At 61.3% G+C, this 23,584-nt stretch carries 19 protein-coding genes; 13 read left to right on the forward strand and 6 right to left on the reverse strand.

Going from position 1 to position 23,584, the window contains the following annotated elements; genetic code table 11:
• The first annotated feature begins 1 nt into the window (after position 1).
• The 12 genes from F8N85_RS04780 to cueR all read left to right on the forward strand — a co-directional run bounded on the left by F8N85_RS04780 (position 2) and on the right by cueR (position 16,312).
• Positions 2–1,321, forward strand: coding sequence for an ABC transporter substrate-binding protein (locus F8N85_RS04780; protein ID WP_150802532.1), 1,320 nt, complete (start codon positions 2–4; stop codon positions 1,319–1,321).
• Between the two features lie 71 nt (positions 1,322–1,392).
• Entirely contained in the window at positions 1,393–2,292 is a 900-nt protein-coding gene (locus F8N85_RS04785) for a branched-chain amino acid ABC transporter permease (RefSeq protein WP_057005333.1), read from the forward strand.
• Positions 2,292–3,236, forward strand: coding sequence for a branched-chain amino acid ABC transporter permease (locus F8N85_RS04790; protein WP_150802533.1), 945 nt, complete (start codon positions 2,292–2,294; stop codon positions 3,234–3,236). The genes F8N85_RS04785 and F8N85_RS04790 overlap by 1 nt, the downstream gene beginning before the upstream one ends.
• Positions 3,233–4,027: an ABC transporter ATP-binding protein gene (locus F8N85_RS04795; RefSeq protein ID WP_150802534.1), complete on the forward strand. Its 795-nt coding sequence runs from the start codon at positions 3,233–3,235 to the stop codon at positions 4,025–4,027. Before F8N85_RS04790 ends, F8N85_RS04795 begins: the two co-directional genes overlap by 4 nt.
• Positions 4,024–4,671: an ATP-binding cassette domain-containing protein gene (locus F8N85_RS04800; protein ID WP_150802535.1), complete on the forward strand. Its 648-nt coding sequence runs from the start codon at positions 4,024–4,026 to the stop codon at positions 4,669–4,671. Before F8N85_RS04795 ends, F8N85_RS04800 begins: the two co-directional genes overlap by 4 nt.
• Before the next feature lie 9 nt (positions 4,672–4,680).
• On the forward strand, positions 4,681–5,835 hold the full coding sequence (locus tag F8N85_RS04805) for an iron-containing alcohol dehydrogenase (protein WP_150802536.1): 1,155 nt from the start codon (positions 4,681–4,683) through the stop codon (positions 5,833–5,835).
• A 17-nt stretch (positions 5,836–5,852) separates the two neighbouring features.
• Complete coding sequence (locus tag F8N85_RS04810) at positions 5,853–7,007, forward strand: iron-containing alcohol dehydrogenase (RefSeq protein WP_150802537.1); 1,155 nt, start codon at positions 5,853–5,855, stop codon at positions 7,005–7,007.
• A 247-nt stretch (positions 7,008–7,254) separates the two neighbouring features.
• Entirely contained in the window at positions 7,255–8,421 is a 1,167-nt protein-coding gene (locus tag F8N85_RS04815) for an efflux RND transporter periplasmic adaptor subunit (RefSeq protein WP_150802710.1), read from the forward strand.
• Positions 8,418–11,594: an efflux RND transporter permease subunit gene (locus tag F8N85_RS04820; RefSeq protein ID WP_150802538.1), complete on the forward strand. Its 3,177-nt coding sequence runs from the start codon at positions 8,418–8,420 to the stop codon at positions 11,592–11,594. The genes F8N85_RS04815 and F8N85_RS04820 overlap by 4 nt, the downstream gene beginning before the upstream one ends.
• The gene (locus F8N85_RS04825; protein WP_150802539.1) at positions 11,591–13,072 is read left to right on the forward strand and encodes an efflux transporter outer membrane subunit; all 1,482 of its coding nucleotides are present in this window, start codon (positions 11,591–11,593) and stop codon (positions 13,070–13,072) included. The genes F8N85_RS04820 and F8N85_RS04825 overlap by 4 nt, the downstream gene beginning before the upstream one ends.
• Positions 13,073–13,156: 84 nt before the next feature.
• Positions 13,157–15,715, forward strand: a complete 2,559-nt coding sequence (locus F8N85_RS04830) for a heavy metal translocating P-type ATPase (protein WP_150802540.1) — start codon at positions 13,157–13,159, stop codon at positions 15,713–15,715.
• A gap of 96 nt (positions 15,716–15,811) precedes the next feature.
• On the forward strand, positions 15,812–16,312 hold the full coding sequence (cueR, locus tag F8N85_RS04835) for a Cu(I)-responsive transcriptional regulator (protein ID WP_150802711.1): 501 nt from the start codon (positions 15,812–15,814) through the stop codon (positions 16,310–16,312).
• 335 nt (positions 16,313–16,647) lie between these two features.
• On the opposite strand, the gene F8N85_RS04840 is transcribed toward cueR, so the two are convergent.
• The gene (locus F8N85_RS04840) at positions 16,648–17,595 is read right to left on the reverse strand and encodes a site-specific integrase (RefSeq protein WP_150802541.1); all 948 of its coding nucleotides are present in this window, start codon (positions 17,593–17,595) and stop codon (positions 16,648–16,650) included.
• Positions 17,596–17,776: 181 nt separating this feature from the next.
• Between F8N85_RS04840 and F8N85_RS04845 the strand changes: the two genes are divergently transcribed.
• Positions 17,777–18,745 carry a DNA-binding protein gene (locus F8N85_RS04845; protein WP_150802542.1) on the forward strand — a complete coding sequence of 323 codons (969 nt, stop codon included), beginning with the start codon at positions 17,777–17,779 and terminating at the stop codon, positions 18,743–18,745.
• A 547-nt stretch (positions 18,746–19,292) separates the two neighbouring features.
• On the opposite strand, the gene F8N85_RS04850 is transcribed toward F8N85_RS04845, so the two are convergent.
• The 5 genes from F8N85_RS04850 to F8N85_RS04875 form a co-directional block, all read right to left on the reverse strand.
• The gene (locus F8N85_RS04850; RefSeq protein WP_150802543.1) at positions 19,293–20,198 is read right to left on the reverse strand and encodes an amino acid ABC transporter substrate-binding protein; all 906 of its coding nucleotides are present in this window, start codon (positions 20,196–20,198) and stop codon (positions 19,293–19,295) included.
• Between the two features lie 48 nt (positions 20,199–20,246).
• On the reverse strand, positions 20,247–21,587 hold the full coding sequence (gene potE / locus F8N85_RS04855) for a putrescine-ornithine antiporter (protein WP_150802544.1): 1,341 nt from the start codon (positions 21,585–21,587) through the stop codon (positions 20,247–20,249).
• A gap of 196 nt (positions 21,588–21,783) precedes the next feature.
• Complete coding sequence (locus F8N85_RS04860) at positions 21,784–22,008, reverse strand: hypothetical protein (protein WP_150802545.1); 225 nt, start codon at positions 22,006–22,008, stop codon at positions 21,784–21,786.
• Positions 22,009–22,299: 291 nt separating this feature from the next.
• Positions 22,300–22,788, reverse strand: coding sequence for a hypothetical protein (locus F8N85_RS34810; RefSeq protein WP_224795632.1), 489 nt, complete (start codon positions 22,786–22,788; stop codon positions 22,300–22,302).
• Positions 22,789–22,983: 195 nt separating this feature from the next.
• A complete protein-coding gene (locus tag F8N85_RS04875; protein WP_150802546.1) occupies positions 22,984–23,388 on the reverse strand; it encodes a hypothetical protein in 405 nt (134 codons plus the stop codon).
• Positions 23,389–23,584 lie beyond the last annotated feature (196 nt).

The raw sequence follows: 23,584 nt of genomic DNA on the forward strand, positions 1-23,584 counted from the left end.
GATGAACAACTATAAGAAAAGCGCACTAAAACACCCTTTGACCCTCGCCATTGCCGCCGGCCTGGCCCTGTCCGTGGGCACCTCGGCCATGGCTGCCGAGAACGGCAAGTTCCGCATTGGCGTGGTGACGTTCCTCTCGGGCCCGGCGGCCGGGCCGTTCGGTGAGCCGTCTGCGAACGCCGCCAAAGTGCTGGTCGAAGGGCTGAACCAGGGCAAGCTCCCGGCGCCTTACAACACCATCGGCATCAACGGTGCCGAAATCGAGGTGGTGATCATCGACGAGGCGGGCGGCGCGGCCAAACAAGTCGAAGAGTTCCGTAACCTGGTGCAGCGCCAGAAGGTTGATGCGGTGGTTGGCTACATTTCTTCCGGTGACTGCCTGGCCATTGCGCCTGTGGCCGAAGAGCTGGGCGCCATGACCGTGTTCTACGATTGCGGCACTTCCCAGTTGTTCAACGAAGACAAGACCCCGCAATTCGTGTTCCGCACCAGCCTCGATGCGGCCGTGGACAATATCGGCGCAGCCCGTTACCTGACCAAGACCCGCCCGGACGCGCAGAAAGTTGCCGGCATCCAGCAGAACTACGCCTGGGGCCAGGACAGCTGGAACGACTTCACCCACTCCATGGAGCAGTTGATGCCCAAGGCCAAGGTGGTCGAGTCGCAGATGCCGAAGGTCTTCCAGGGCCAATACGGCGCCGAGATTTCCGCACTGTCGGTCAAGCGCCCGGACATCATCCACTCCAGCTTCTGGGGCGGCGACATGGAAGCCCTGGTGTTGCAAGCCAACGCCCGAGGCCTGCTGGAAGACGCCACCGCCGTGCTGACCTGCGGCGAGTCTGCCCTGGACCGCTACAAGGACCAGGCGCCGAACGGCATGATTATCGGCGGTCGGGGCCCGTTCGGCGCGTTCGCGCCGGATAACGAACTCAATCGCTGGTTCAAGGACAAGTACCAAACCGCGTACAACACCGCGCCGACTTACCCGGCGAGCAAAATGGCCCAGGCCATTCTCGGCCTCAAGCACGCGGCGGAAAACGCCAAGGTTGAATCGGGCAAGATCCCGGCGCCGCTGGAAATCGCCAAGGCCTTCAAGGGCGCGACCTTTGAATCGGTGTCCGGCACCGTGCAAATGGCCCGCGCCGGCGGCCATCAGGCCATGCAGGGCATTTCCTATGGCGAGTACCAGTACGACAAGGCCAGCAAGAAAGGCAGCGTGCAAAACGTCATCGCTTTCTCTGGTCAGTGCGTGACCCCACCGGACGGTACCACCGCTCTGGAGTGGATCAAGGCTGGCTTCCCCGGTGCCCAGTGCAACTGATCAACCTCGCTTGATTGATCCGAAGTGGCGGCCCTGTGGCGCCGCCACCTTTTTGCCAAGGTAGGACCTCTATGATGAGTCTTTTCGCGGTGCTGATTGACGGCACCATCTATGCCTCGTGGCTGTTTCTGGTCGCGGCCGGGCTGACGGTGATCTACGGGGTCATGCGGATCCTGAACATGGCCCACGGCAGCTTCTATGCCATTGGCGCCTACACCGCCGCCTCGCTGGTGGGCTGGTATTTCAACAACGGCATCGGCCCGGTCTGGGCCGGTTACCTGCTGATGCTTGGCTGTGCCCTGGTGGCTGGGCTGATCGTCGGCCTGATTATCGAGCGCGGCCTGCTCAAGTTCATGTACGGCCGCGACGAAGTGCTGATGGTGATCATCACCTACGCGCTGCTGCTGGTGTTGGAAGACACCATGAAAATGATCTGGGGCGTGAACCCCTATTTCGCCTATCAACCCTATGCCGAAATGGGCCGCAGCGCCCTGGCCGGATTGAAGGTGTCCAATTACGACCTGATGCTGGTGGGTGTGTCGCTGGTGCTCGGGCTGGGCTTGTACCTGTGGCTGGAACGCACCAACCAGGGCAAGGTCCTGCGGGCTGTGATCCACGACCGCGAAGTGGCCATGGCCATGGGCGTCAACGTCAAGCGCATGTTCACCCTGGTCTTTGTGCTGGGCACCATGCTCGGCACCTTGGCCGGTGCCTTGACCGCTCCGGCGATTTCCGTGGTGCCGGGCATGGGCGTGGAAATTATCGTCCTGGCCTTCGCCGTGGTGGTCATCGGTGGCATGGGCAGTATCGAAGGCGCGGCGGTAGGTGCCTTGCTGGTAGGCCTGAGCCGTGCGGCGGCGGTGCACTACGCGCCGGAATTCGAACTCTTTGTGATTTACGGCGTCATGGCGCTGGTTCTGGCGGTACGTCCGCAAGGCCTGTTCGGCCGCGTGCTTGCGAGGAAAATCTGATGCGCCTGGATAAAACCGAACTGATTCTACTGGCGGTTGCAGCGTTACTGGCCGCCGGTGGCTGGATTGCCCCGCAATGGCTGGTGTTCCTGCTGACCATGGCGCTGGCCAAGGCCATGGTGGTGCAAGGCGTGGTGATGCAGATGCGCGCCGGCCTGGTGACCTTTGGCCAGGGCCTGTTCTTCTGCGTCGGTGGCTACGCCGTGGGCATGAGCGGGCACTTCCTCAACATCAGCGACCTGGCCCTGCTGCTGGTGATCGGCGTTGGCGCTGCGGTGCTGCTGGCAATGATTCTCGGCCTGCTGATGACCCGTTATCGGGAGATTTTCTTCGCCATGCTGTCGTTGGCGTTCTCGATGATCCTCTACGGCGTGCTGGTGAAAAGCTCGGCCCTGGGCAGCACCGACGGCTTCAACGTCAAGGCCTGGACCCTGTTTGGCTGGTCGCCGGCCGCCGGGCAAGGACCGCTGGCGCTGTTCATGATCATCATTGCCTGCTCGGCGGTACTGGCGGTGTTGCTGCATCGCTACAGCCGCAGCAGCGCCGGGATGATGTGCGAAGCCATCCGCGAAAACGAAGTGCGGGTGGAGTACCTCGGCCAGTCCCCGCGCTGGGTGCTGTACATGAACTACGTCGCCGCCGCGGCGGTATCGGCATTGGGTGGTGGTTTCATGGCGCTGTCCGCCGGGCATATCGACCCGGAAATGGCCTACTGGATCACCTCCGGCGAGTTCGTGTTCATCGCCTTGCTCGGCGGCACCGCCCACGTGGCCGCACCCTTTATCGCCGCCATCGTGTTTGCCGTGGTGCGCACTTACGCCATCGAACTGGTGCCCCATAGTTGGCAGATGATACTGGGCTTCACTTTGTTGGCGATCATCGTGTTCCTGCCCAAGGGCTTGTGGAGCCTGTTTACCGGTAACGCCAGGAGGGCCAAGGCATGACCTGCATTCTCGAAACCCAGGGCCTGTGCAAAGAGTTCGGCGCCGTCACGGCGGCCAAGGACGTCAATGTACGGATCAACAAAGGGGAAGTGGTCGGTGTAATCGGCTCCAACGGCGCCGGCAAGACCACCTTCATCAATATGGTCACGGGTTACTTGAAGCCGAGCCGGGGCGAGATCCTCTTCAATAACCAGTCGATCATTGGCCGCACGCCACGGGCGATTACCCGCTCGGGCATGGCCCGTTCGTTCCAGGTCGCCCAACTGTTCCCGCAATTGAGCGTGCTGGACAACCTGCTGATCGCGGTGGCGGCGGCAGAAAGTCCGTTCCCAGCGCTGCTGGCGCCCATGCGCAGCGCCGCACGGATCGCCCGCGCCGACGCCATTCTCGCCGAGTTCGGCATACCGCAATGGCGCGACACCCTGGTCACGGCGGTGCCGCAAGGGGTGCGCAAACTCATCGACATCGCCATGGCGTTGATCGGTGACCCGCAGATGTTGCTGCTCGACGAACCCACCAGCGGTGTCAGCGCCGAAGAGAAAACCGCGCTGATGGACACCGTGATGCGGGTAGTCGCCGAACATCAAGTGACTGTGCTGTTCGTCGAACATGACATGGACGTGGTACGCCGCTATGTGTCGCGCATCCTGGCGTTCTACAGCGGTGAAGTCCTCGCCGACGGCGCCCCGCAAGAGGTGTTGGCCAATGCTCGGGTGCAGGAGTTCGTCACCGGCGGCGCCAAAGCCCACGACAAGGCCCACGACAAGGCGCAAAGGAGGGCCGTGAAATGAGCCTGGAAATTCGCAATCTCAATGTGTCGATTGAAGGCATACCGATCCTCAATGACGTGTCGCTGTACGTAGGCCCCGGGCAAATGGTCGGCTTGATCGGCCACAACGGCGCCGGCAAGACCACCTTGATCCGCGCCATCATGGGGTTGTTGCCCACTGACAACGGCGAAATGTTTTTCGACGGCCAGGACCTCTGCGTGCAACCGGCCTTTACTCGTGCGGCGGCGGGTATCAGCTACTTGCCGGAAGACCGGCGCCTGATCCCGGCGCTGACCGTGGAAGAGAACATCATGCTGCCGGTGTGGGCCAATAAACTGGCCGACAGCAAGCAGCGCCTGGAATGGGTCTACAGCCTGATTCCGGAAATCGCCCAGTTCCGTGACCGCAAGGCCATGCAGTTGTCCGGTGGCCAGCAGAAGCTGGTGGCTTTGGCCCGGGCGCTGATGCCGGGCAACCAGTTGCTGATTCTGGACGAACCTTTCGAGGGTGTGGCGCCGGTGTTGTCCCGGCGTTTGAGCGAGGTGATCGCCAAGCTGGGCCAGGAAGGCCTGTGCGTGCTGATCTCCGAATCCGATGACACACATTCTGCCGACCTGGTCGATGCGTTGTTTCGCATCGAGCGCGGCAGCGTGACAGCAGGGTAGGGCAGGTAAATGTCGACGTTTAACTTTGAAACCACGCCTCGGGTGATTTGCGAGATCGATGGCGCATTACGCCTGGGTACCTTGTGCCGCGAGCTGAAGGCCGAGCGGGTATTGCTGGTCAGCGATCCGGGGCTGTTGCGCGCCGGTTTGCTGGATGCACCCTTGCGCGCCCTGCGCGAAGCCGGAGTCGATGCGACGCTGTACAGCGATGTGCAGGCCGATCCGCCGTCGGAATCGGTGCAGGACGCAGTGGATGCCGCGCGTAACTGCCGCGCCCAAGCAGTGATCGGCCTGGGTGGCGGCAGCTCCCTGGACACCGCGAAGTTGGTGGCCTTGCTCTGTGGCCGCGAACAGGCGCTGGAGTCGATCTACGGTATCAACCTGGCCCAAGGCCCGCGCTTGCCATTGATCCAGGTGCCGACCACGGCGGGTACGGGCTCGGAAGTGACGGCGGTGGCGATTGTCACCACCCCCAGTCATGAGAAGAAGGGCGTGGTCAGCCCCTTGTTGTATCCGGATATCGCGCTGCTGGATGCCCGCCTGACCGTTGGCTTGCCTGCCGCCGTCAGCGCCATGACCGGTGTCGATGCCATGGTCCATGCCATCGAGGCGTACACCAGCGTGCACAAGAAGAATGTGCTGTCCGATGGCCTGGCTGTGCAGGCGTTGCGCCTGCTGGCGGGCAATCTGGATCGGGTCCTGGCTACGCCTGGTGATTTGCAGGCCCGTTCCGACATGCTCCTGGGCTCGATGCTCGCGGGCATGGCCTTTGCCAACTCGCCGGTGGCGGCGGTGCATGCGCTGGCGTATCCGTTGGGCGGCCACTTCCATGTACCCCACGGTTTGAGCAACGCCCTGGTGCTGGTGCCGGTGCTGAACTTCAATCGTCCCGCAGCCTCGGCGCTGTACGCGCAACTGGCGGCGGCGGTGCTGCCGGGGCAGCGCTTTGCCAGCGAGGCACTGGCCTGCGATGCCTTCATTGAGTTCATGACCCGGTTGGTGGAACGCATGCCATTTGCCCAGCGGCTGCGGGACGTGGGCGTGACTGCCGACGACCTGGATCGCCTGACTGATGACGCGATGAAGGTCGAGCGCCTGCTCATCAATAACCCGCGCCTGGTAACCCGCGACGATGCCCGCGCCATTTATGCCTCGGTGCTGTAAACAGAGAGGATTGACCGATGAATTATGAATTCAGAAGCGTGCCGCGCATTGTCTGCGAAGCGGGTGCGTTGCACAGCGTGGGCACGGAACTCAAGAGCCTCGGTGCACAACGGGTGATGCTGGTGTGCGATCCGGGCATCGTCAGCCTCGGCTTTGCAGGCAAGGCCCAGGCGGCGCTGGAAGCGGCGGGCTGCGCGGTCACCGTATTCGATCAAGTGGTTCCCGATCCGTCGTCCGCCGTGGTCAAGGAGGCCGCCGAGCAGGCCCGTCAATTCAAGGCCGATGGCGTGCTGGGCCTCGGTGGCGGCAGTTCCCTGGACGCCGCCAAACTGGTGGCTTTGCTGATAAACAGCGAACAGTCCCTGGAAGAGCTGTATGGCACCGACAAAGCCCGGGGGCAGCGGGTGCCGCTGGTGTTGGTGCCGACCACGGCAGGCACCGGCTCGGAAGTGACCTGGGTCTCGGTGATCACTGACGAGCAACAGCGCAAGCAAGCGGTGTATTCGCCGCAACTGATGGCGGACGTGGCGGTGCTGGACCCGCAACTGACACTCGGTCTGCCGGCCAAGGTCACCGCTGCCACCGGTCTGGACGCCATGGTTCATGCCATCGAGGCCTACACCAGTCGCACCCGCAAGAACCCGATTGCCGATGGCCTGGCCACCGCCGCCCTGGGGTTGCTGGGCGCCAACCTGCGCAAAGTATTGGCCAACGGTCAGGACGTAGCGGCGCGTACGGCGATGCTGCAAGGCTCGCTGATGGCGGGCATGGCCTTCGTCAACGCCTCGGTGGCGGCGATCCATGGGCTGGCCTATCCGCTGGGGGCGCGCTTTCACATTCCCCACGGTCACGCCAACGCCCTGGTGATGGCACCGGTGCTGCGCTTCAACCTGAGCGCGGCGCAAAGCCAATACGCGGAGCTGGCGGCGTACCTGTTGCCGGACCGTCATTTCGAGCACCAGGCCGAGGCCGCCGAAGCCTTTGTCCAGGCCATTGAAGCGCTGGTGGCCGACAGCGGCCTGGAAACCCGCCTGTCGAAACTCGAGGTGGACGAACCCGCCCTCGCCGAGATGGCCAACGCGGTGGTGGTGAACCTGCGTCGCCTGATCGACAGCAACCCCAAGGACATGACCGAGCAGGATGTAGAAGCCCTCTACCGCAGTATCTTCTAACCTTACTGACGCGTACCGCCCGTTAACGGGCGGTAGGCTGAAGGCATACGCGCCCTCATTCGACGGCGCGTATCCGCTTGCCCCCCACCTTTTGTTCACCTCGTCTGCCAACGCGGAGGGGAGGGTTTTATGCGCTTTTTACTTCAAAAATCCCTTGACCTTCCAAGCGTGGCAAGTCGGATAACTGCGACGAAAGCTGCTTTGTCCCAGCAAAAGCACGTCGACTCCAGTTGCGAAAGGCCAAATGATGAACGTAAAACGTGTACCCCTGATAACTGCGGCGATAAGCGTCGCGCTCACTCTCGCCGGATGTGAGGAGGCCACGCCCATTGCCGCACCTGCGCAGCCACCCAGGGTTCCGGTGGCCGAGGTGATCGTTCGCCCGGTGACCCCCTTTGTCGAGTTCACCGGTTCGCTGACCGCGGTCAAACGGGTGGAATTGCGCCCCCGGGTCGCCGGCTACATTCAGAATGTGAGCGTGCCCGAGGGACGCTTCGTTGAGAAGGGCGAGCGGCTCTTTCTCATCGATCCACGGGTGTTCCAGGCCGCGCAGAACGCCGCGACGGCGCGCCTGCGCGAGGCGCAAGCAGCATCGATGCTCGCCCAGGCGGAATATGCGCGAGCCGAACAGCTGTTCGCCAAAAAGGTCGTCGCTCGTGATCGCCTCGACACCGCAACCGCCTCGCTGAATGCGGGCAAGGCGCAGGTCGACGCCGCCAAGGCAGGGCTGGATGCTGCGCAATTGGACCTGAGTTTCACGCACGTCACGGCGCCGATCAGTGGGCGTGTCGGCCAAACCCTCGTCACCGAGGGCAATTACGTCGCCAGTGGTGTGACACCACTTACGACGATCGTCTCGATCGATCCGCTCCATGTTTATTTCGATGTCGACGAGCGCACGTATTTGCGTTCGCTCGCCGCGGGCCGAGCCAAGGCGACCCCCCATGGGGCACAGGCGGCAAAGGTCATGGTGGCGCTGCTCACCGACAAGACGTATTCGCGGCTTGCCCGTCTCGACTTCCTGTCCAACACCGCCGATCGGGGGACGGGAACGGTGCGTATCCGCGCTGTTGTCGACAACCCCGATGGGCAGTTGACCCCCGGGCTTTTTGCCAAGGTCAAACTGGATACCGGGGCGCCGCAAGCCAGGGTGCTGGTCTCCGATCAATCGATTGGCACCGATCAGGGCAGCCGCTATGTGCTGGTCGTCGACAAGGACGACACGACGCACTACCGGCCCGTCGAACTGGGCACGATGGTCGACGGTTTACGCGTGATCGAGCAAGGTCTGCAGCCGGGCGAGCGCATCGTCGTCAAGGGGCTGGTGCGCCCGGGCATGCAGGTCACGCCACAGACCGCCGCAATTGACGGTACGCCGACTGCGTTGCCTCAAACCGTGGGAGTCATGCAATGACTTTTCCGCGTTTCTTTATTGATCGCCCGATCTTTGCCATCGTCCTCTCGGTGTTGATGATGATCGCCGGAATCGTTGCCTTCTTTCAGTTGCCGCTCAGCGAATATCCGGCGGTGACGCCGCCGACCGTGCAAGTGACCGCCTCCTACCCGGGCGCCAATCCCAAGGTGATCGCTGAAACGGTGGCGGCGCCACTTGAGCAGGCAATCACTGGGGTCGAGGGCATGCTGTACATGTCGTCGCAATCGGCAACCGATGGCCGAATGATCCTGACCGTCACTTTCGCTCAGGGGACGAATGCCGATATGGCACAGGTCCAGGTGCAAAACCGGGTCTCGCGCGTGTTGTCGCGTTTGCCTGAAGAGGTGCAGCGCCAGGGGGTCGTCACGCAGAAGACCTCGCCGGACATCCTGATGGTGGTTCACCTGCTGTCGCCCGACAAACGCTACGATCCTCTCTATATTTCGAATTACGCCTACCTTCAGGTGCGCGACGAGTTGTCCCGCATCCCGGGGATCAGCGATGTCCTGATTTGGGGGGCTGGCGAATACAGTATGCGGCTCTGGCTTGATCCGGACCTGATCGCCGCACGCGGGCTGACGGCTGGCGACGTGATTGCCGCAGTGCGCGAGCAGAACGTGCAGGTAGCGGCCGGTTCCGTCGGCCAGGCTCCCAATTCCAGTGCCGCATTCCAGGTGACGGTGAACACGCTCGGCAGGTTGACCAGCGAGGAACAGTTCGGCGACATCATTATTCGCACGGGCGGTGGCGGCCAGGTGACGCGTTTGCGCGATGTGGCCCGCGTCGAAATGGGCGCCGATGCCTACGCACTGCGCAGCCTGCTCGACGGTGAGCCGGCGGTGGCGTTGCAGATCATCCAGAGCCCGGGCGCCAACGCGCTTGATGTGGCGCAGGCAGTGCGTGACACCATGCAGCGGCTTGAAGGCAACTTCCCGGCAGGGCTCACCTCGCGCATCGCCTATGACCCGACAGTGTTTGTCCGTGCCTCGCTGGAGTCGGTGGCAATCACTTTGTTGGAGGCCATCCTTCTTGTTGTCATCGTGGTCGTGGTGTTCCTGCGCAACTGGCGCGCTTCGCTCATCCCCCTGATGGCCGTGCCGGTGTCGCTGATCGGCACCTTCGCCGTCATGCATTTGATGGGTTTCTCGCTCAACACCTTGTCGTTGTTTGGCCTGGTGCTTTCGATCGGCATAGTGGTGGACGACGCGATCGTCGTGGTCGAGAACGTCGAACGGCACATCGAAAATGGCGAGGAGCCCACGCAAGCCGCAAGGCGGGCCATGGACGAGGTCACCGGTCCCATCATCGCGATTACCTCGGTGCTCGCCGCCGTGTTTATCCCGACCGCCTTCCTGAGTGGCCTGCAGGGTGAGTTCTATCGTCAGTTCGCGCTCACGATCGCCATCTCGACCATTCTCTCGGCGGTCAACTCGCTCACGCTCAGCCCGGCGCTTGCCGGACTCTTGCTGCGACCTCGCACGGCTGCGATCGTGCGTGATCCACGCAGCCTGCGTGGCCGCGCCGACCGATTGATTGAGGCGCTTGGCCGACCGTTCCAGCGTGCACCGCAGGCTTATGGCAACACGGTGCGCAAAGTGGTGCGGCGCAGTGGCCTGGCCCTTCTGGTCTACGGCGGGCTTCTGGGGCTGACCTTCTTTGGGTTCCAGGCCGTGCCGCCTGGCTTCGTGCCGATGCAGGACAAGTATTATCTGGTGGGGATCGCCCAGCTACCCAACGGCGCTTCCCTGGATCGCACCGACGCAGTCGTCAGGCAGATGTCGAAGATTGCGCTGGCTGAACCTGGCGTCGAAAGCGTCGTTGCGTTCCCGGGCCTTTCGATCAACGGCTTCGTCAATGTGCCGAACGCCGCGGTGATGTTCGTCATGCTCGACCCGTTCAAGGATCGCACCACGCCCGCTCTCGCGGCGAACGCGATTGCCGGGCGCCTGCAAGGGAAATTCGCCAGCATCCCCGACGGTTTCCTCGGCGTGTTCCCACCACCACCGGTGCCCGGCCTGGGCGCTACCGGTGGCTTCAAGATGCAGGTCGAGGATCGCAGCGGTGTGGGGCTTGAGGCCCTGGTCCGGCAAACCCGGATGCTGATGACCAAAGCCACCGAGTCGGGACAGGTGGCCGGGCTTATGACCAGTGTCGATGTCAATGCACCTCAGTTTGACGTCGCCATCGATCGTACCCAGGTCAAGAGCCAGGGCGTCCATCTGGCGGATGTGTTCGAGTCGCTGCAAGTCTATCTGGGCTCGCTCTATGTCAACGACTTCAACCGCTTCGGCCGCACCTACAAGGTGACAGCCCAAGCCGATGCGGACCACCGCATGCAGGCCGAAGCCATTGGCCGCTTGCAAGTGCGCAACGCGGCCGGGGATATGCTGCCGTTGTCCTCGTTTGTCAGTATCACGCCAAGTTCCGGCCCGGACCGGGTGACGCACTACAACGGCTACCCCTCGGCCGATATTTCGGGCGGTGCGATGGCGGGCGTCAGTTCAGGGCAGGCGGTGGGGCTCATGGAGCGCTTGGCCAGCGAGGTTTTGCCTGAAGGCATGAGCTTTGAATGGACTGACCTCACCTATCAACAAAAGCTTGCCGGAGACTCGGCGCTGTTCATTTTTCCGCTGTGCGTGTTGCTCGCTTATCTGATTCTCGCCGCACAGTACAACAGCTGGCTGCTGCCCTTGGCGGTGATGCTGATCGTGCCGATGTGTCTACTGAGCGCGATCATAGGTGTGTGGCTGGTGGGCGGCGACAACAACGTCTTCGTCCAGATCGGGCTCATCGTGCTGGTCGGTTTGGCCGCTAAGAACGCCATCCTCATCGTCGAATTTGCACGCAGTCGCGAAGCCGAGGGAGCCAGCGCGCTGGAGGCGGTCATCGAGGCGTGTCGGCTGAGGTTGCGGCCTATCCTGATGACCTCGCTCGCCTTCGTCGCCGGCGTCGTGCCGCTGGTATTGGCCAGCGGTGCCGGGGCTGAGATGCGCCAGGCCATGGGCATCGCGGTGTTCGCAGGCATGCTCGGCGTGACGTTGTTCGGGTTATTCCTGACGCCGGTTTTCTATGTGCTGATGCGCGGCCTGGCGTCCCGCTTCGAGCGCCACAGTTCAAGATTCAAGCCTCACATGGAGGAGAGCACGTCATGAGACGTCTTTATCAAACCGTTGTACTGCCCCTCAGTGCATTCATCCTGCTGGCCGGCTGCGCGGCGGTCGGTCCTGACTACTCACAGCCCTCGCTGCCTGCTTCACGGTTGCCTGGCAGCTTTGGCGCTCCACCGGCGGGTCTCGGTTCGGGCGCCGTCGAGGTGCAGTGGTGGCGTACCCTCGACGAACCTGCACTGACCACTTTGATCGAGCGGGCGCTGGCGGCCAATCATGACATCGGCATCGCTGCCGTGCGGCTTGAAGAGGCAAAGGCCATGCTGCGCGAGAGCCGCCAGGGCTTTGTGCCGCGTGGTGGTCCGGCGCTCAGCTATGAGAACCGTCGCGGCAGTAAAGTCGAGATGCCGCCAGGCCAGCCGCGCCAAAGCGAAACTTATCGTGGCGCGGTCGACGCTTCCTGGGAGATCGATCTCTTTGGCCGCGTGCGGCGATCCGTGGAGGCGGCGCGGGCGCAAGCGGGCTCCCGCGAAGCGCTGCTGCGCGATGTGCAGGCGGGCGTCGCGGGTGAGGTGGCCGCTACCTGGTTCGAGCTGCGCGGTCTTGACGCCGAACTCGCGGTGGTCGCCGATATCAGCCAAAGCCAGCGTGAAAGCCTGGGGATGGTCGAGCGTCTGCTGAGCGCCGATTCTGCCACCGAGTTCGACCGACTCCGCGCCGAGGCATTGTTGCGCAATGTCGAAGCGACGGCGCCGGACCTGGAGCGCCGTCGTGCGGCCTCCAGCAACGCACTGGCGATCCTTATGGGTGAAACGCCCCAGACGTTCAGACTGCCTGCGGCCATGCCTGAGCGTGAGGTATTGGCCGTTCGAAGCATTGCCGTGGGCGATCCCGTGGGTCTCCTCTCACGGCGCGCCGATATCGCGGCGGCCGAACGCAATCTCGCGGCGGCGACGGCGCAGATTGGCGTAGAGACGGCGGGTCTGTACCCCGAGGTCCAGGTGCAAGGTTCAATCGGGCTCGTTGCAGGGAGTCTGGATGCACTGGGTGATGCTGGAATGCAGTCCAGCTTCATCGGCCCGGTCATTCGCTGGAATCTACTCGATACCGGGCGCGTGCGAGCGCAGATTGCCGCCAGCGAATCACGCTCCCAGGAGGCGTTGCTTGTCTACGACCAGACCGTGCTGCGGGCATTGCAGGAAACCGACGATGCCTTCAACGCCCATGGCGCTGCGGGCAGTACGCTAGGGCTGCGCTTGCTTGAGTCCGCGGCAAATCGCGAGGCTGCGCGTCTTGCCCGGGTTCGGTTTTCCGAAGGCGAGGGCGTTTACCTGGACGTACTCGAAGCTGAACGGTCCGACTTTGCAAGCCGACGTGCGCTGACAGTTGCTCGCACCAACCAGCGCCTTGCGGTGGTCAGCATCTACAAGGCACTGGGCGGGGGTTGGGAGATGTGTACGCAAGTGGATCAAGACTGCGGTGGGGCCAAGGGCATTGGGAACTTACCTATCGCAAAAAAATGACCCCTCAAGCCTTGACCTTACCCTTATGGGAAGTCGCAGGCTTTCTTCAACAGCAGTATTCAAGGGCGTTTAAGGGGTAGTTCAATGGCTTTCGTCGCCGTGCAACCAGGTTCCAGTCCATCAGGCTCCCATCCATCCATGCCCTCAGGCAGTCGCCTGAGCCTGCCGGTTGAAGGCATGACCTGTGCATCATGCGTCGGTCGGGTCGAGCGTGCGCTCAACGCGGTCCCCGGCATGCAGATGGCTGCGGTCAATCTGGCCACCGAACGGGCCGACATCACCTTCACCGGCTTGGCCGATCCGCAGGCGGCTGTCCATGCCATCGAGCGCGCGGGCTACTCGGTGCGGGAAGAGACCACTGAACTGGCGATCGAGGACATGACCTGCGCCTCGTGCGTGGGCCGGGTGGAGAAGGCGCTGGCGCAAGTTCCGGGCGTGCTGCAAGCCACTGTCAACCTGGCAACCGAGCGCGCGCGGGTGCGACACCTGGCCGGGGCCGTCTCCACGGCCGACCGTGAAGCGGCGGTCAAACAAGCGGGTTACAAAGCCCGCCGCTTGTCCGCCGAAACGGCGGATGCGGGTGATCAGGACGCCGAGCGCCGTGAGATCGAGGCCCGGGGGCTGCGGCGCTCGTTGGTCATTGCCGCGATTCTTACCTTGCCCGTCTTCATCCTCGAGATGGGCTCGCACCTTATTCCCGCCATGCATCATTGGGTGATGGAGGTCCTGGGTCAGCAGACGAACTGGTATGTGCAGTTCGCGTTCACCACCCTTGTCCTGTTCGGTCCGGGGCTGCGCTTTTTCCACAAGGGCATACCGGCGTTGCTGCGTGGTGCTCCTGACATGAACTCGCTGGTCTCGCTCGGGACGGCGGCGGCCTACGGCTATTCGGTGGTCGCGACCTTCATCCCCCGAGTGCTGCCCCTGGGCACGGCCAACGTCTATTTCGAAGCCGCCGCAGTCATCGTTACCTTGATCCTGCTCGGACGGACGCTGGAGGCCCGCGCCAAAGGGCGAACTTCCCAGGCGATCAAGCGGCTGGTCGGGCTTCAGGCCAAGACCGCGCGCGTTCAGCGCAACGGCGAAACGATCGAGATACCGCTCGATCAGGTAACGACGGGTGACGTCGTGCTTGTGCGTCCGGGCGAGAAAATTGCGGTCGATGGCGAGGTCGTCGAGGGCGCCTCTTACGTTGACGAGAGCATGATCAGCGGCGAGCCGGTGCCTGTATCGAAGGGGGTAGGCAGCGAGGTCATCGGCGGCACGATCAACAAGACCGGCGCTTTCAGCTTCCGCGTCACCAAGATCGGCGCCAATACGGTGCTCGCGCAGATCATCCGCCTGGTCGAAGAAGCGCAAGGCTCCAAGCTGCCGATCCAGGCGCTGGTGGACAAGGTGACCATGTGGTTCGTTCCGGCGGTGATGGCAGCGGCCACGCTGACCTTCCTGATCTGGCTGATCTTCGGTCCGACCCCGGCGCTGACCTTTGCGCTGGTTAACGCGGTCGCGGTACTGATTATCGCCTGCCCGTGCGCCATGGGGTTGGCCACGCCGACATCGATCATGGTCGGTACCGGCCGCGCAGCCGAGCTGGGTGTTCTGTTTCGCAAGGGCGAAGCCTTGCAGGCGCTGCGGGATGTGAGCGTCATCGCACTCGACAAGACCGGTACGCTGACCAAAGGGCGCCCCGAGCTGACCGACCTGGTTCCCGCCAAGGGCTTCGAATACAACGAAGTTCTGGCGCTTGTGGCGGCGGTCGAAACTCGCTCCGAGCACCCGATTGCCGAAGCGATTGTCCTGGCGGCAAAGCAGCGCAACATCACACTTGCACCCATAGAGAGCTTCGACGCAACACCGGGCTTTGGCGTGTCGGCCAAGGTCGCCGGTCGGACCGTCGCCGTCGGCGCGGACCGGTTCATGACCCAACTCGGCCTGGATGTGACGAGTTTCCTGGCGACCGCCCAGCGTCTCGGCGAACAGGGCAAGAGCCCGCTCTATGCCGCAATCGACGGCCGCTTGGCGGCGGTGATCGCGGTCGCCGATCCGATCAAGGAGTCGACTCCTGAGGCGATCAGGGCGTTGCACGCACTCGGACTCAAGGTCGCGATGATTACCGGCGACAATGCGGCTACGGCGGCGGCGATTGCCAAGCAACTGGGGATCGATGAAGTCGCGGCCGAGGTCTTGCCCGACGGCAAGGTCGCGGCGCTGAAGAAGTTCCGGGTCAATGGTGCGCGGGTCGCCTTCGTGGGTGATGGCATTAACGACGCGCCGGCCTTGGCCGAAGCGGATGTTGGGCTCGCCATCGGCACGGGAACCGATGTGGCGATCGAGGCCGCTGACGTGGTGCTGATGTCGGGCGACCTGCGTGGCGTGCCGAATGCGATCGCGCTCAGCAAGGCGACGATCCGCAACATCAAGCAGAACCTGTTTTGGGCCTTTGCCTACAACGCCTTGCTGATCCCGGTGGCTGCGGGCGTGCTCTACCCGCTGAACGGCACGTTGCTTTCGCCAATCTTCGCCGCCGCCGCGATGGCGCTTTCCAGTGTCTTTGTGCTCGGCAACGCGCTGCGGCTCAAGCGCTTCCAAGCCCCCATGGGTGTCGAAAGCCGCACCGAGACGCAGGGGAGCGGGGCAGCATAACAACGAGCATTGATCCCGGGTGAGGCCCCGTTTGTGCGAGCAGCATGCCGGGCCGCTCCCTGTGCGTCTGATGAGCCCACCAAGGAGGAGAGAATGATGAATATCGGTCAAGTGGCCAAGTTCTCTGGCGTTTCGGCGAAGATGATTCGCTACTACGAGCAGATTGGCTTGATCCCCAAAGCGATCCGTTCAGATGCCGGCTACCGGAATTACAGTCCGCTGGACGCCGACAGCCTTCGCTTTATCCGTCGCGCCCGTGACCTGGGCTTTTCTGTCGAGCAGATCTCGGAACTCCTGGTTTTGTGGGGCGCCCCTGACCGTGCCTGCGCCGACGTCAAGGCGATGGCGCTCTCCCATATCGCCGGATTGAAAGCGAAGATCGCCGAGCTGCAAGCGATGGCGCAAACCCTTGAGCCCCTGGCCGATCACTGCAACGGCAATGACCGCCCGGATTGCCCGATCATTGCGGGTTTGGCTGAGCGCACCGCTGTAGCCGCGGCGCAACAGCATTCACGGGATTCACATAGGACGCCGCGGTTTGGGGTCTACATGCCAGCCTCGTCACGCATGCGCGCTACCACGGTGACTCATTCGTGAGCATGTGGAGCACACATCCCACCCTTGAAGTCGAAGTAAAAAAATCGTTGAAAAGCGTTGGCAAGCAACGTCCCGAAGCGACGCAAGCGGCCTCACCCGATCATGCGCAACAAGGTTGATTTATCCGGGCGCACCGATCGGAAAAAACGCTATCGTGAGCAATGCCAACCCGACGTAAAAGCGGGGGAGTGGCGAGGAGTTTCAATTTCAGGGATATCAGCCATAAATGACCGATCTAATTGAAGCGATAACTGTCCCATCATGCTGTGTGATCCCCAGGGCCTAAAGCTAATCTCGCAAGCAGTTCTGCAGGCAAAAGCGGCTGAGGGTTCGGGCTACAAGCTCTCTACCTGTGGTGTCGGGACTCGAACGGCGAGTCCCGCGAACGACGCGCCAGCATCGACATACCGCAGGGCCGACTTCACGTCTTTCCAACCGACGTAACTCATAAGAGATTTGATGTCCCAGCCATTGGATGAGGCCCAGGTTGCAAACCCTCGACGCATTGAGTGGCTGCTGTACAGGTCTGCCGGGACACCTGCCTGCTTGAAAATACGGCGAAGCATCGGGATCAGGCTGTTGGCGTTGATGCCGCCGTCGGCAAGATTGCCCCAGCGATCCACCTTCCTGAACACTGGCCCACGCGCAATGCCAGCCACGGTGATCCAGTTGATGTAAGCCTGCACGGGACACAGCTTCCTGAGGGCAGGGGTATGGAACGTCGCGCCCAGGTGTTGTCGATCACCTTTGGTGTGAGGCAGATAGAAGGTGATGCCGGCACCGGCTTGTGCCTGGGTGTGCTCGACCTGCAGGCGTGCCAACTCGTCACCGCGAAATCCTCTCCAGAACCCGATCAGTACCAAGGCGATGTCGCGTCGATGCTTCATCACACTTCTGAAGTCGCCACGCTCGGCCGCAAGAGCCGCTTCGCGCTCGAGCCAGCCGACGGCTTGTTCGAGGTGAAGTAAAAGAAGAGGGGCTGCCTGCTTCTCCTGGGCCGGATGCAAGGTGCGGATGCCCTTGATCATTTGCCGAACGTTGGGCGTCTTGGTGGGATCAGGGAATCCCTGAGTGATATGCCACTGGGCCAGGGCGGCCAAGCGCAGCTTCAGCGTGCTGATGGTGTGCTTGTCTGCGTATTCGGCCAGGTAACGCACGATGCTGTCGCCGGTCGCCGGGAGAAACCCGCCCCAGGTCACTTCGAAGTGTTCCACCGCCGCGCGGTAGCTGCGCCGGGTGTTTTCCCGGGTACCCGCCTGCAGGTAGCGATCCGCCTTGTTCATCTCGACCCTTCCACGCCAAACGTACCTTTTCCAGCGACGGAAAAGACGTAAACCAACTCTATGATGCGATAACGCTCAATTATTTTACCAGATGATTGATGCTTTTGAGGTCTTTACTTCATTATAAAATAGTACGTAAATACATGGTATGTAAAACAGTACGAAATCGTAGGAGCAAAAAATGGCCCGTGGCGGCGTAAACAAGGCAATTGTGCAGAAAGCGCGTGAAGCGCTGCTGGCTCGTGGGGAGAATCCGAGCATCGATGCCGTGCGCGTAGCGCTTGGGAATACCGGCTCAAAAACCACGATTCATCGTTATTTGAAGGAACTGGACGAGGTCGATAAACGCCGTGGAGCGCCCCAGCTGGGGCTCAGTGACGAACTGGGTGAGCTGGTAGTGCGCCTGGCGCAGCGCTTAAAAGAGGAGAGTGAGGAGCAGATTGAGCAGGCGCTCGCCGCTGCGGACGCCGATAAAGTCGAATTGAACGAGCAGCTGAAAACCAGTCAGACCACCCTTGGCCAGCTGCAGCAACAGTTCGCTATCCAGCGTAGCGCGTTGGAAACGGAGTCGAGCGAATTGCAGACCTGCCGTACGACCTTACAGGTCGAACAGACCCGCAATGCGCGACTCAGTCAGTCCAATCTGGACCTTGAAGTGCGGCTGAAGGAAAAAGACGAACAGATTGACTCGCTGGAAGAGAAGCACCTGCATGCGCGAGATGCGCTGGAGCACTATCGCAGTGCGATCAAGGAACAACGTGAGCAGGAACAGCGCCGGCATGAGGGGCAGCTGCAACACGTCCAGATGGAACTGCGTCACCTGCAACAGACGCTAATCATCAAGCAAGATGAATTGACTCAGTTGAACCGGGACAACGAACGCCTCCTGACGGAGGCCAGGCAGCAGCAGAAAACGTATTTGGACCTGGAAGCAGCCAAGGAACGCCAAGCCGGTCAAATAAACTCGCTCAAAACGCTGGTGGCGCAAGGCGAGGGCGGCAAACAGGTGTTGCTGGAGCAGGTCAGCAGTTTGCAGCGCGACGTCAACGAACTTACAGAGGCTCTAGAGAAGAGGGCGCGAGAGATAACGGAACTGGCAGAAGCACTAGATGCTGTTCGCAAATCCATCACGAAGGAAGTTGATGGCTAAGGCTGGAATAGGTTGAGTTTCCTGAGGCGCTCACGCAATTGCTGCCGTATCTAACGCATCTGCATGCCCTTGAAATGTCATTGGGTGTCTCTATGTCGCCCTGGGACAAAGCGCAACGTTCAGGATCAATCGACGGACGTCCGACCGGGCTAGAGAAATCGGCGAGGTAATGGCGCAGGTCGCTCAGATCGAGACACTGATCATTGGGACCTTTCTAGTCATATGAGGAATTAGCTACAAATCCTTGACCCTTCTTGAAAAGAAACTGCGGGGGCAGGGTGGTCGCGACATCCCCCATATTGAAAGCGTAAAACTGACTTTTTTGCAAAGCTGCTGCTACGTTTTCGACGACGTCGGCCACGCTTGTCCAAGCTACGGAGACCTACCGCTTGTTCGAGGTGCAGGAGAAGGAGGGGGGCGGCCTGTTTCTCTTGGGCCGGATGCAAGGGAAAGCCCTGAGTGATGTGCCTCTGAGCCAGTGCGGCCAGGTGCTGCTTGAGGGTGCTGATGGTGTGTTTGTCGCGTACTCGGCGAGGTGGGCGCGGTACTAAGGTAGCGCATAGGCCTTGAACAGCTTCTTGACCGTATCGCTGGCGCCTCCAAGGTATTTGTCGTAGGCCTGCTCGATTTCACCCGAGTGGTACATATCACTCAACGTGGTATCGACCAGCAAGCGGAAGTCCTCATCGCCGCGCTCCACCGCCATCGAGACCGGTGCATATTCGTAGTTACGGTCCAGCAGCATCAGCTTGGCATCGGCATAGTCCTTGGCAAGGTAACTCTTGAGTAGCATGCGTTCGGAGAAAAAGGCATCGGCCTTGCCCTCGGCAACCAGCTTGAGGCCTGCGGCGGTGTTCTCGACAGTGACCAGCGTGGCGACAACGCCGAGCAAGCGCATTTGTTCACGAATCCACTGCTCGGTGACGGCGCCAGCTGTGGCGGCGTAGGTCTGATTGGACAGGCCACGGTTGACGGTCGCGCGCCAGGTCGGGCCTTCATTCGCTACCTTGCCATTGAGTACATTGAGCAGCGCCTCGGGTGCGTTCTTGCGCACCACCGCCGAGAGGCCGGCGGTGTAGATCGGTATCGAGAAACTGACAGTTTTGCGTCGTTCCAGTGTCGCCGGGGTAGGCGAGCAGAGGATGTCGACCTTGCCTGAGCTGACGGCGCTGATCTGATCGGCGACCTTGACCGGCTGATAGTGCAGCTGCAACGTGGGCAGGCCCCACTCGGCTTTGACCTTATCGGCGACTTTCAGGCACAGGTCGATGGCATAGCCGCTGGCCTTGTCGCCCTCCTGGGTGCTGAAGGGTGCGAAGTCCGGCAGGTAGCCCAGGGTAAGGGTGTTACTGGCTCGCACGCGTTCAAGGGTATTGGCATTGGCTATCAGCGGCATCAGCGCAAGCAGGCCGGCGAGTAGCAGGCTTGCGGGTTTGGTCAGTTGTACGTTCATATCCTGGTTCCCCGTATTCAGATGTCTGTGCGGTCCTGAAGACAACGCCTAAGGATTGCCGGCCCTGGGCTGAGCGGTTGGAGACTCATTGACAAAGCGCTTGGCGAGGAAGCCATAGAGCAGGTAACCGAATGCAAGGACAAGGGTGCCGCCGAATACGGCATCCTTGCCGCACGCATAGAGGGCATACAAAGAATAAGCCACGGCAATCAGTAACAACGTCGTGTTGCGGGTGAATACACCTGCATTGACCCGGGCTTTGTACATCATGACCAGCAGGCCGGTGAGCGCCATCACGTAAGGGATCAGGTTGGTCACTGCCGCCAGGCTGACGAGTTTGCTGAACTGGGCGCTGGCATTGGGCGAAATGGTCGACAGCGCCATCAGGGTCTGCAACACGCCGCAGACGAGCATGCCGACGATGGGTGCATTCAGTGCGCTGACCTTGCTGAACAGTTTCGGGAACATACCCTGGTCAGCAGTCATCTTGGCCGTTTGCGCCAGGGTGAACTGCCAGCCCAGCAGCGAACCGACACAGGCCATGACCGCCAGCGCCATGATGATGTTGCCGACTGTGGGATTGAAAATGTGCGCATAGACGAGCGCGAAGGGGGCCGAAGAGTTGGCCAGCTCTGCATTGGGTATGATGCCCTGAATGACGGTGGTCGACAGCACGTATACGGCCGCCGCCCCCAGGGTCCCGAACAGGCAGGCCAGTGGCACCGTGCGCTTGGGATCTTCCACCGCATCGGAGGCCTGCGCCGCCGACTCCATGCCGAGAAAAGCCCACAGGGTCAGGGGAATAGCCTTGCTGATGGCTTCGGAGATTGGCAGGTTGTTCGGGTTCCAGGCGGCAGCCAGCACATCGGGCTTGAACCAGAACCAACCGATGATGCTCAAACCGGCCACCGGGATGATCACACCCCAGACTGTAATCGCACCCATCTTGCCGGTGATGCTGGGGCCACCAAAGTTGGCGACGGTGGTCAACCAGAGCAGGCCAGCCGTACCGATGAACAACGGAGTGGCGCCGCTGCCCAGCCATGGCACGAACGACGTCATGTAACCCACTGCCGAGATGGCGACGGCCACATTGGCGATGGCCAGCGAGAGGAAGTACAGGTACGAGCAGAGGAAGAAGCCTGACTTCGCGTGCGCCTCTTCGGTATAGGCGGACAACCCGCCCGAGCGCGGGCAGAAGATCCCGCACTGGGAAAAACAGTAGGCGATAGCCATGGAACCGATGGCAGTGACGATCCATGACAGCAGCGAAACAGCCCCGAGTTGGGCCATGCTCGTCGGCAGCATGATGATGCCCGAGCCCATCATGTTGACCGTCACCAGTGTGGTGAGCCCCATGAGGCTCATTTTCTTGCTTGAGTCGGCCATCGGAAACTCCTTGCTCTGCCCAAAAGCATTGACCCTGAGTCCAGCGGTGTCAGCAGAGCGAGGTTCTGATACGTCGGTGGCCTGCCTGTCCAGGTCAGGTCATACCATGGCGTTGAAGCCTGCCTGTCTGGTTCAACGGTAGTTGATTCCGGCGGCTGCAGTGCTTGATGGTGCCAATGAGGGCTGGCGGCAAGGGTCAGTCGGCCATCGACATACGCTCAGGGGTCTTGTCCCTGGTACGCAGCCATTGCTGCCTGGCTTGCCGATATTTTTCATCAGCCTGTTTTTTAATCTCGGAAAACCTTTGCAGGGTCTGAGTCGTAACAGGTTGCTCGCTCAAGAGCGCATAGGCTTGAGCGCTGAGTTGATCTGCTTCAAAGAAGAGCTGATTGCTCAGGTTGATGGCGCTGTTCATGGTCATGGCAGCATTCCTTCTGGCGGGACTGGAAGGTTGAATACTTTTCCTTGTGTTCCTTCAAGTCATGATATTGCTGGGGAGACTTGCGTGGTTCAGCGGTAACCTCCCGTATGGGCACAAAGTGCTGCGGTCGTACCCGGCAACCATGACGCATCGAGCGAATGGCTGTTACCCAATCGTGGTGCAATGCGGGTTCATTGGTTTGATCTGAATCAATGTCGCAGGAGACTGCTGATGGCGTCCGACCTATGGTTGTTCATGAGCGCCCAGACCAGGCGGAAATGGGGCCTGGTTTCAGAGGAACTGGAGCAGATCCTCTGAAACCCAGGCTCCATTTTCAGCCAATAGCGTGGCAACCATGGCCGTGCTGTCGAGCACGTGCAAGCGCTGGGTCACCTGTTCGGGTGGCAGGCGAAACGGCGGCACGCTGTCACAGATGGTGATCCGTTCAAACAGCGGGCTGTCGAGCAGATCACTGCCACCGGTGAACAAACCATGGGTGGCTGCAGCGAGCAAGCGAATGGCCCCTGCCTTCTGGCAGGCACGGCGACCTCGCGGCCGTTGACCGGCTCCAGCGGTCGGCATTTCAGGCTGGCCGGTCTGCCGAGAGAGATGCTGCTGTAAAAGTCGTGCCAAAGGCTCGCCGCGGCGTTGTATGCCGATCAGGGCTGCTTGAGACGCCGGCAGCAAAGTTGCCGCATGGCGCGCCATCGTTTGCATTACGCCATTGAGATCATCGGTATCGTACAAGCGCAACCGCTGCCCCGCAGGTGTGGTCGGCACAGAAGTCTGCTGTCGGTGACTGTCTGTTTAACCATAGAACATCATGGTGGTTTCACCGGCATGTGGCTGCCCATTTGGTAACTCCAGGGCGAATAATCTCTGGCAACGCGTCGGACAGAGGATCAGCACTCGCAGGTTTCCCCCGTCATATTGGCTAAGGTGATAACGCCGTTGCACCAAACCGGCTTGTTCGTATCACTCGCTCATCGGCATCTTCATCATGCTTGACTGCTGATCCATCATTTTCATCATCATGTCCATCATTCCCATCCCCATGCCGTCTTTATTGCTGGACATGCCCATGCCCATGCCATGACAGTTTTTATGCATCAGGGTCATGCTGTCTTTCATCGTCTCAATGCTCTCCTGCATGGCGGCCTGTCGCTCGGCAGGGGTCTTGGCGGCTGCGACCTTATCGTGTGCAGTCTGCATTTTTTGCATTTGCTCAGCCATGGCTTTGCTCTGCACAGGCGTTGCAGCTTCGCTTGTTTGAGCTGACGTGGTCGGCGTCTGCTCCGGGTTTTTTTCATCGGCGGCCGAGACCATGAGTGGGCTGCTCACGAGCAGGGTGGTGAGAATCCATTTCAATGAGGTATGCATGGCAATCTCCAAAGGGGAGCAACACGCGTGGCAACAGTCCACGCGGTTGATGATGTTGTACACCTTGGGTGCAGCCAGAATTTGATCTGGATCAGACGTCGCGCAAGCCACACCAGAACCCCATAAGTTTGATGTAAATCAAGGCAAGGCCGGTGTTTGGGCGCAGTCTTGAGGCGATGTCGTGCTGGTCGTTTCA

The organism is Pseudomonas fluorescens (assembly GCF_902497875.1).
Lineage (GTDB): Bacteria > Pseudomonadota > Gammaproteobacteria > Pseudomonadales > Pseudomonadaceae > Aquipseudomonas > Aquipseudomonas fluorescens_BR.

Bases quoted from the DNA above. Each gene is read 5' to 3' on its own strand.
- F8N85_RS04845 (WP_150802542.1), top strand. From the start codon at position 17,777: ATGGCCCGTGGCGGCGTAAACAAGGCAATTGTGCAGAAAGCGCGTGAA.
- F8N85_RS04810 (WP_150802537.1), top strand. From the start codon at position 5,853: ATGAATTATGAATTCAGAAGCGTGCCGCGCATTGTCTGCGAAGCGGGT.
- F8N85_RS04815 (WP_150802710.1), top strand. From the start codon at position 7,255: ATGAACGTAAAACGTGTACCCCTGATAACTGCGGCGATAAGCGTCGCG.
- F8N85_RS04830 (WP_150802540.1), top strand. From the start codon at position 13,157: ATGGCTTTCGTCGCCGTGCAACCAGGTTCCAGTCCATCAGGCTCCCAT.
- F8N85_RS04820 (WP_150802538.1), top strand. From the start codon at position 8,418: ATGACTTTTCCGCGTTTCTTTATTGATCGCCCGATCTTTGCCATCGTC.
- F8N85_RS04780 (WP_150802532.1), top strand. From the start codon at position 2: ATGAACAACTATAAGAAAAGCGCACTAAAACACCCTTTGACCCTCGCC.
- cueR (WP_150802711.1), top strand. From the start codon at position 15,812: ATGAATATCGGTCAAGTGGCCAAGTTCTCTGGCGTTTCGGCGAAGATG.
- F8N85_RS04805 (WP_150802536.1), top strand. From the start codon at position 4,681: ATGTCGACGTTTAACTTTGAAACCACGCCTCGGGTGATTTGCGAGATC.
- F8N85_RS04840 (WP_150802541.1), bottom strand. From the start codon at position 17,595: ATGAACAAGGCGGATCGCTACCTGCAGGCGGGTACCCGGGAAAACACC.
- F8N85_RS04850 (WP_150802543.1), bottom strand. From the start codon at position 20,198: ATGAACGTACAACTGACCAAACCCGCAAGCCTGCTACTCGCCGGCCTG.
- F8N85_RS04785 (WP_057005333.1), top strand. From the start codon at position 1,393: ATGATGAGTCTTTTCGCGGTGCTGATTGACGGCACCATCTATGCCTCG.
- F8N85_RS04875 (WP_150802546.1), bottom strand. From the start codon at position 23,388: ATGCATACCTCATTGAAATGGATTCTCACCACCCTGCTCGTGAGCAGC.
- F8N85_RS04800 (WP_150802535.1), top strand. From the start codon at position 4,024: ATGAGCCTGGAAATTCGCAATCTCAATGTGTCGATTGAAGGCATACCG.
- F8N85_RS04860 (WP_150802545.1), bottom strand. From the start codon at position 22,008: ATGACCATGAACAGCGCCATCAACCTGAGCAATCAGCTCTTCTTTGAA.
- F8N85_RS04825 (WP_150802539.1), top strand. From the start codon at position 11,591: ATGAGACGTCTTTATCAAACCGTTGTACTGCCCCTCAGTGCATTCATC.
- potE (WP_150802544.1), bottom strand. From the start codon at position 21,587: ATGGCCGACTCAAGCAAGAAAATGAGCCTCATGGGGCTCACCACACTG.
- F8N85_RS04790 (WP_150802533.1), top strand. From the start codon at position 2,292: ATGCGCCTGGATAAAACCGAACTGATTCTACTGGCGGTTGCAGCGTTA.
- F8N85_RS04795 (WP_150802534.1), top strand. From the start codon at position 3,233: ATGACCTGCATTCTCGAAACCCAGGGCCTGTGCAAAGAGTTCGGCGCC.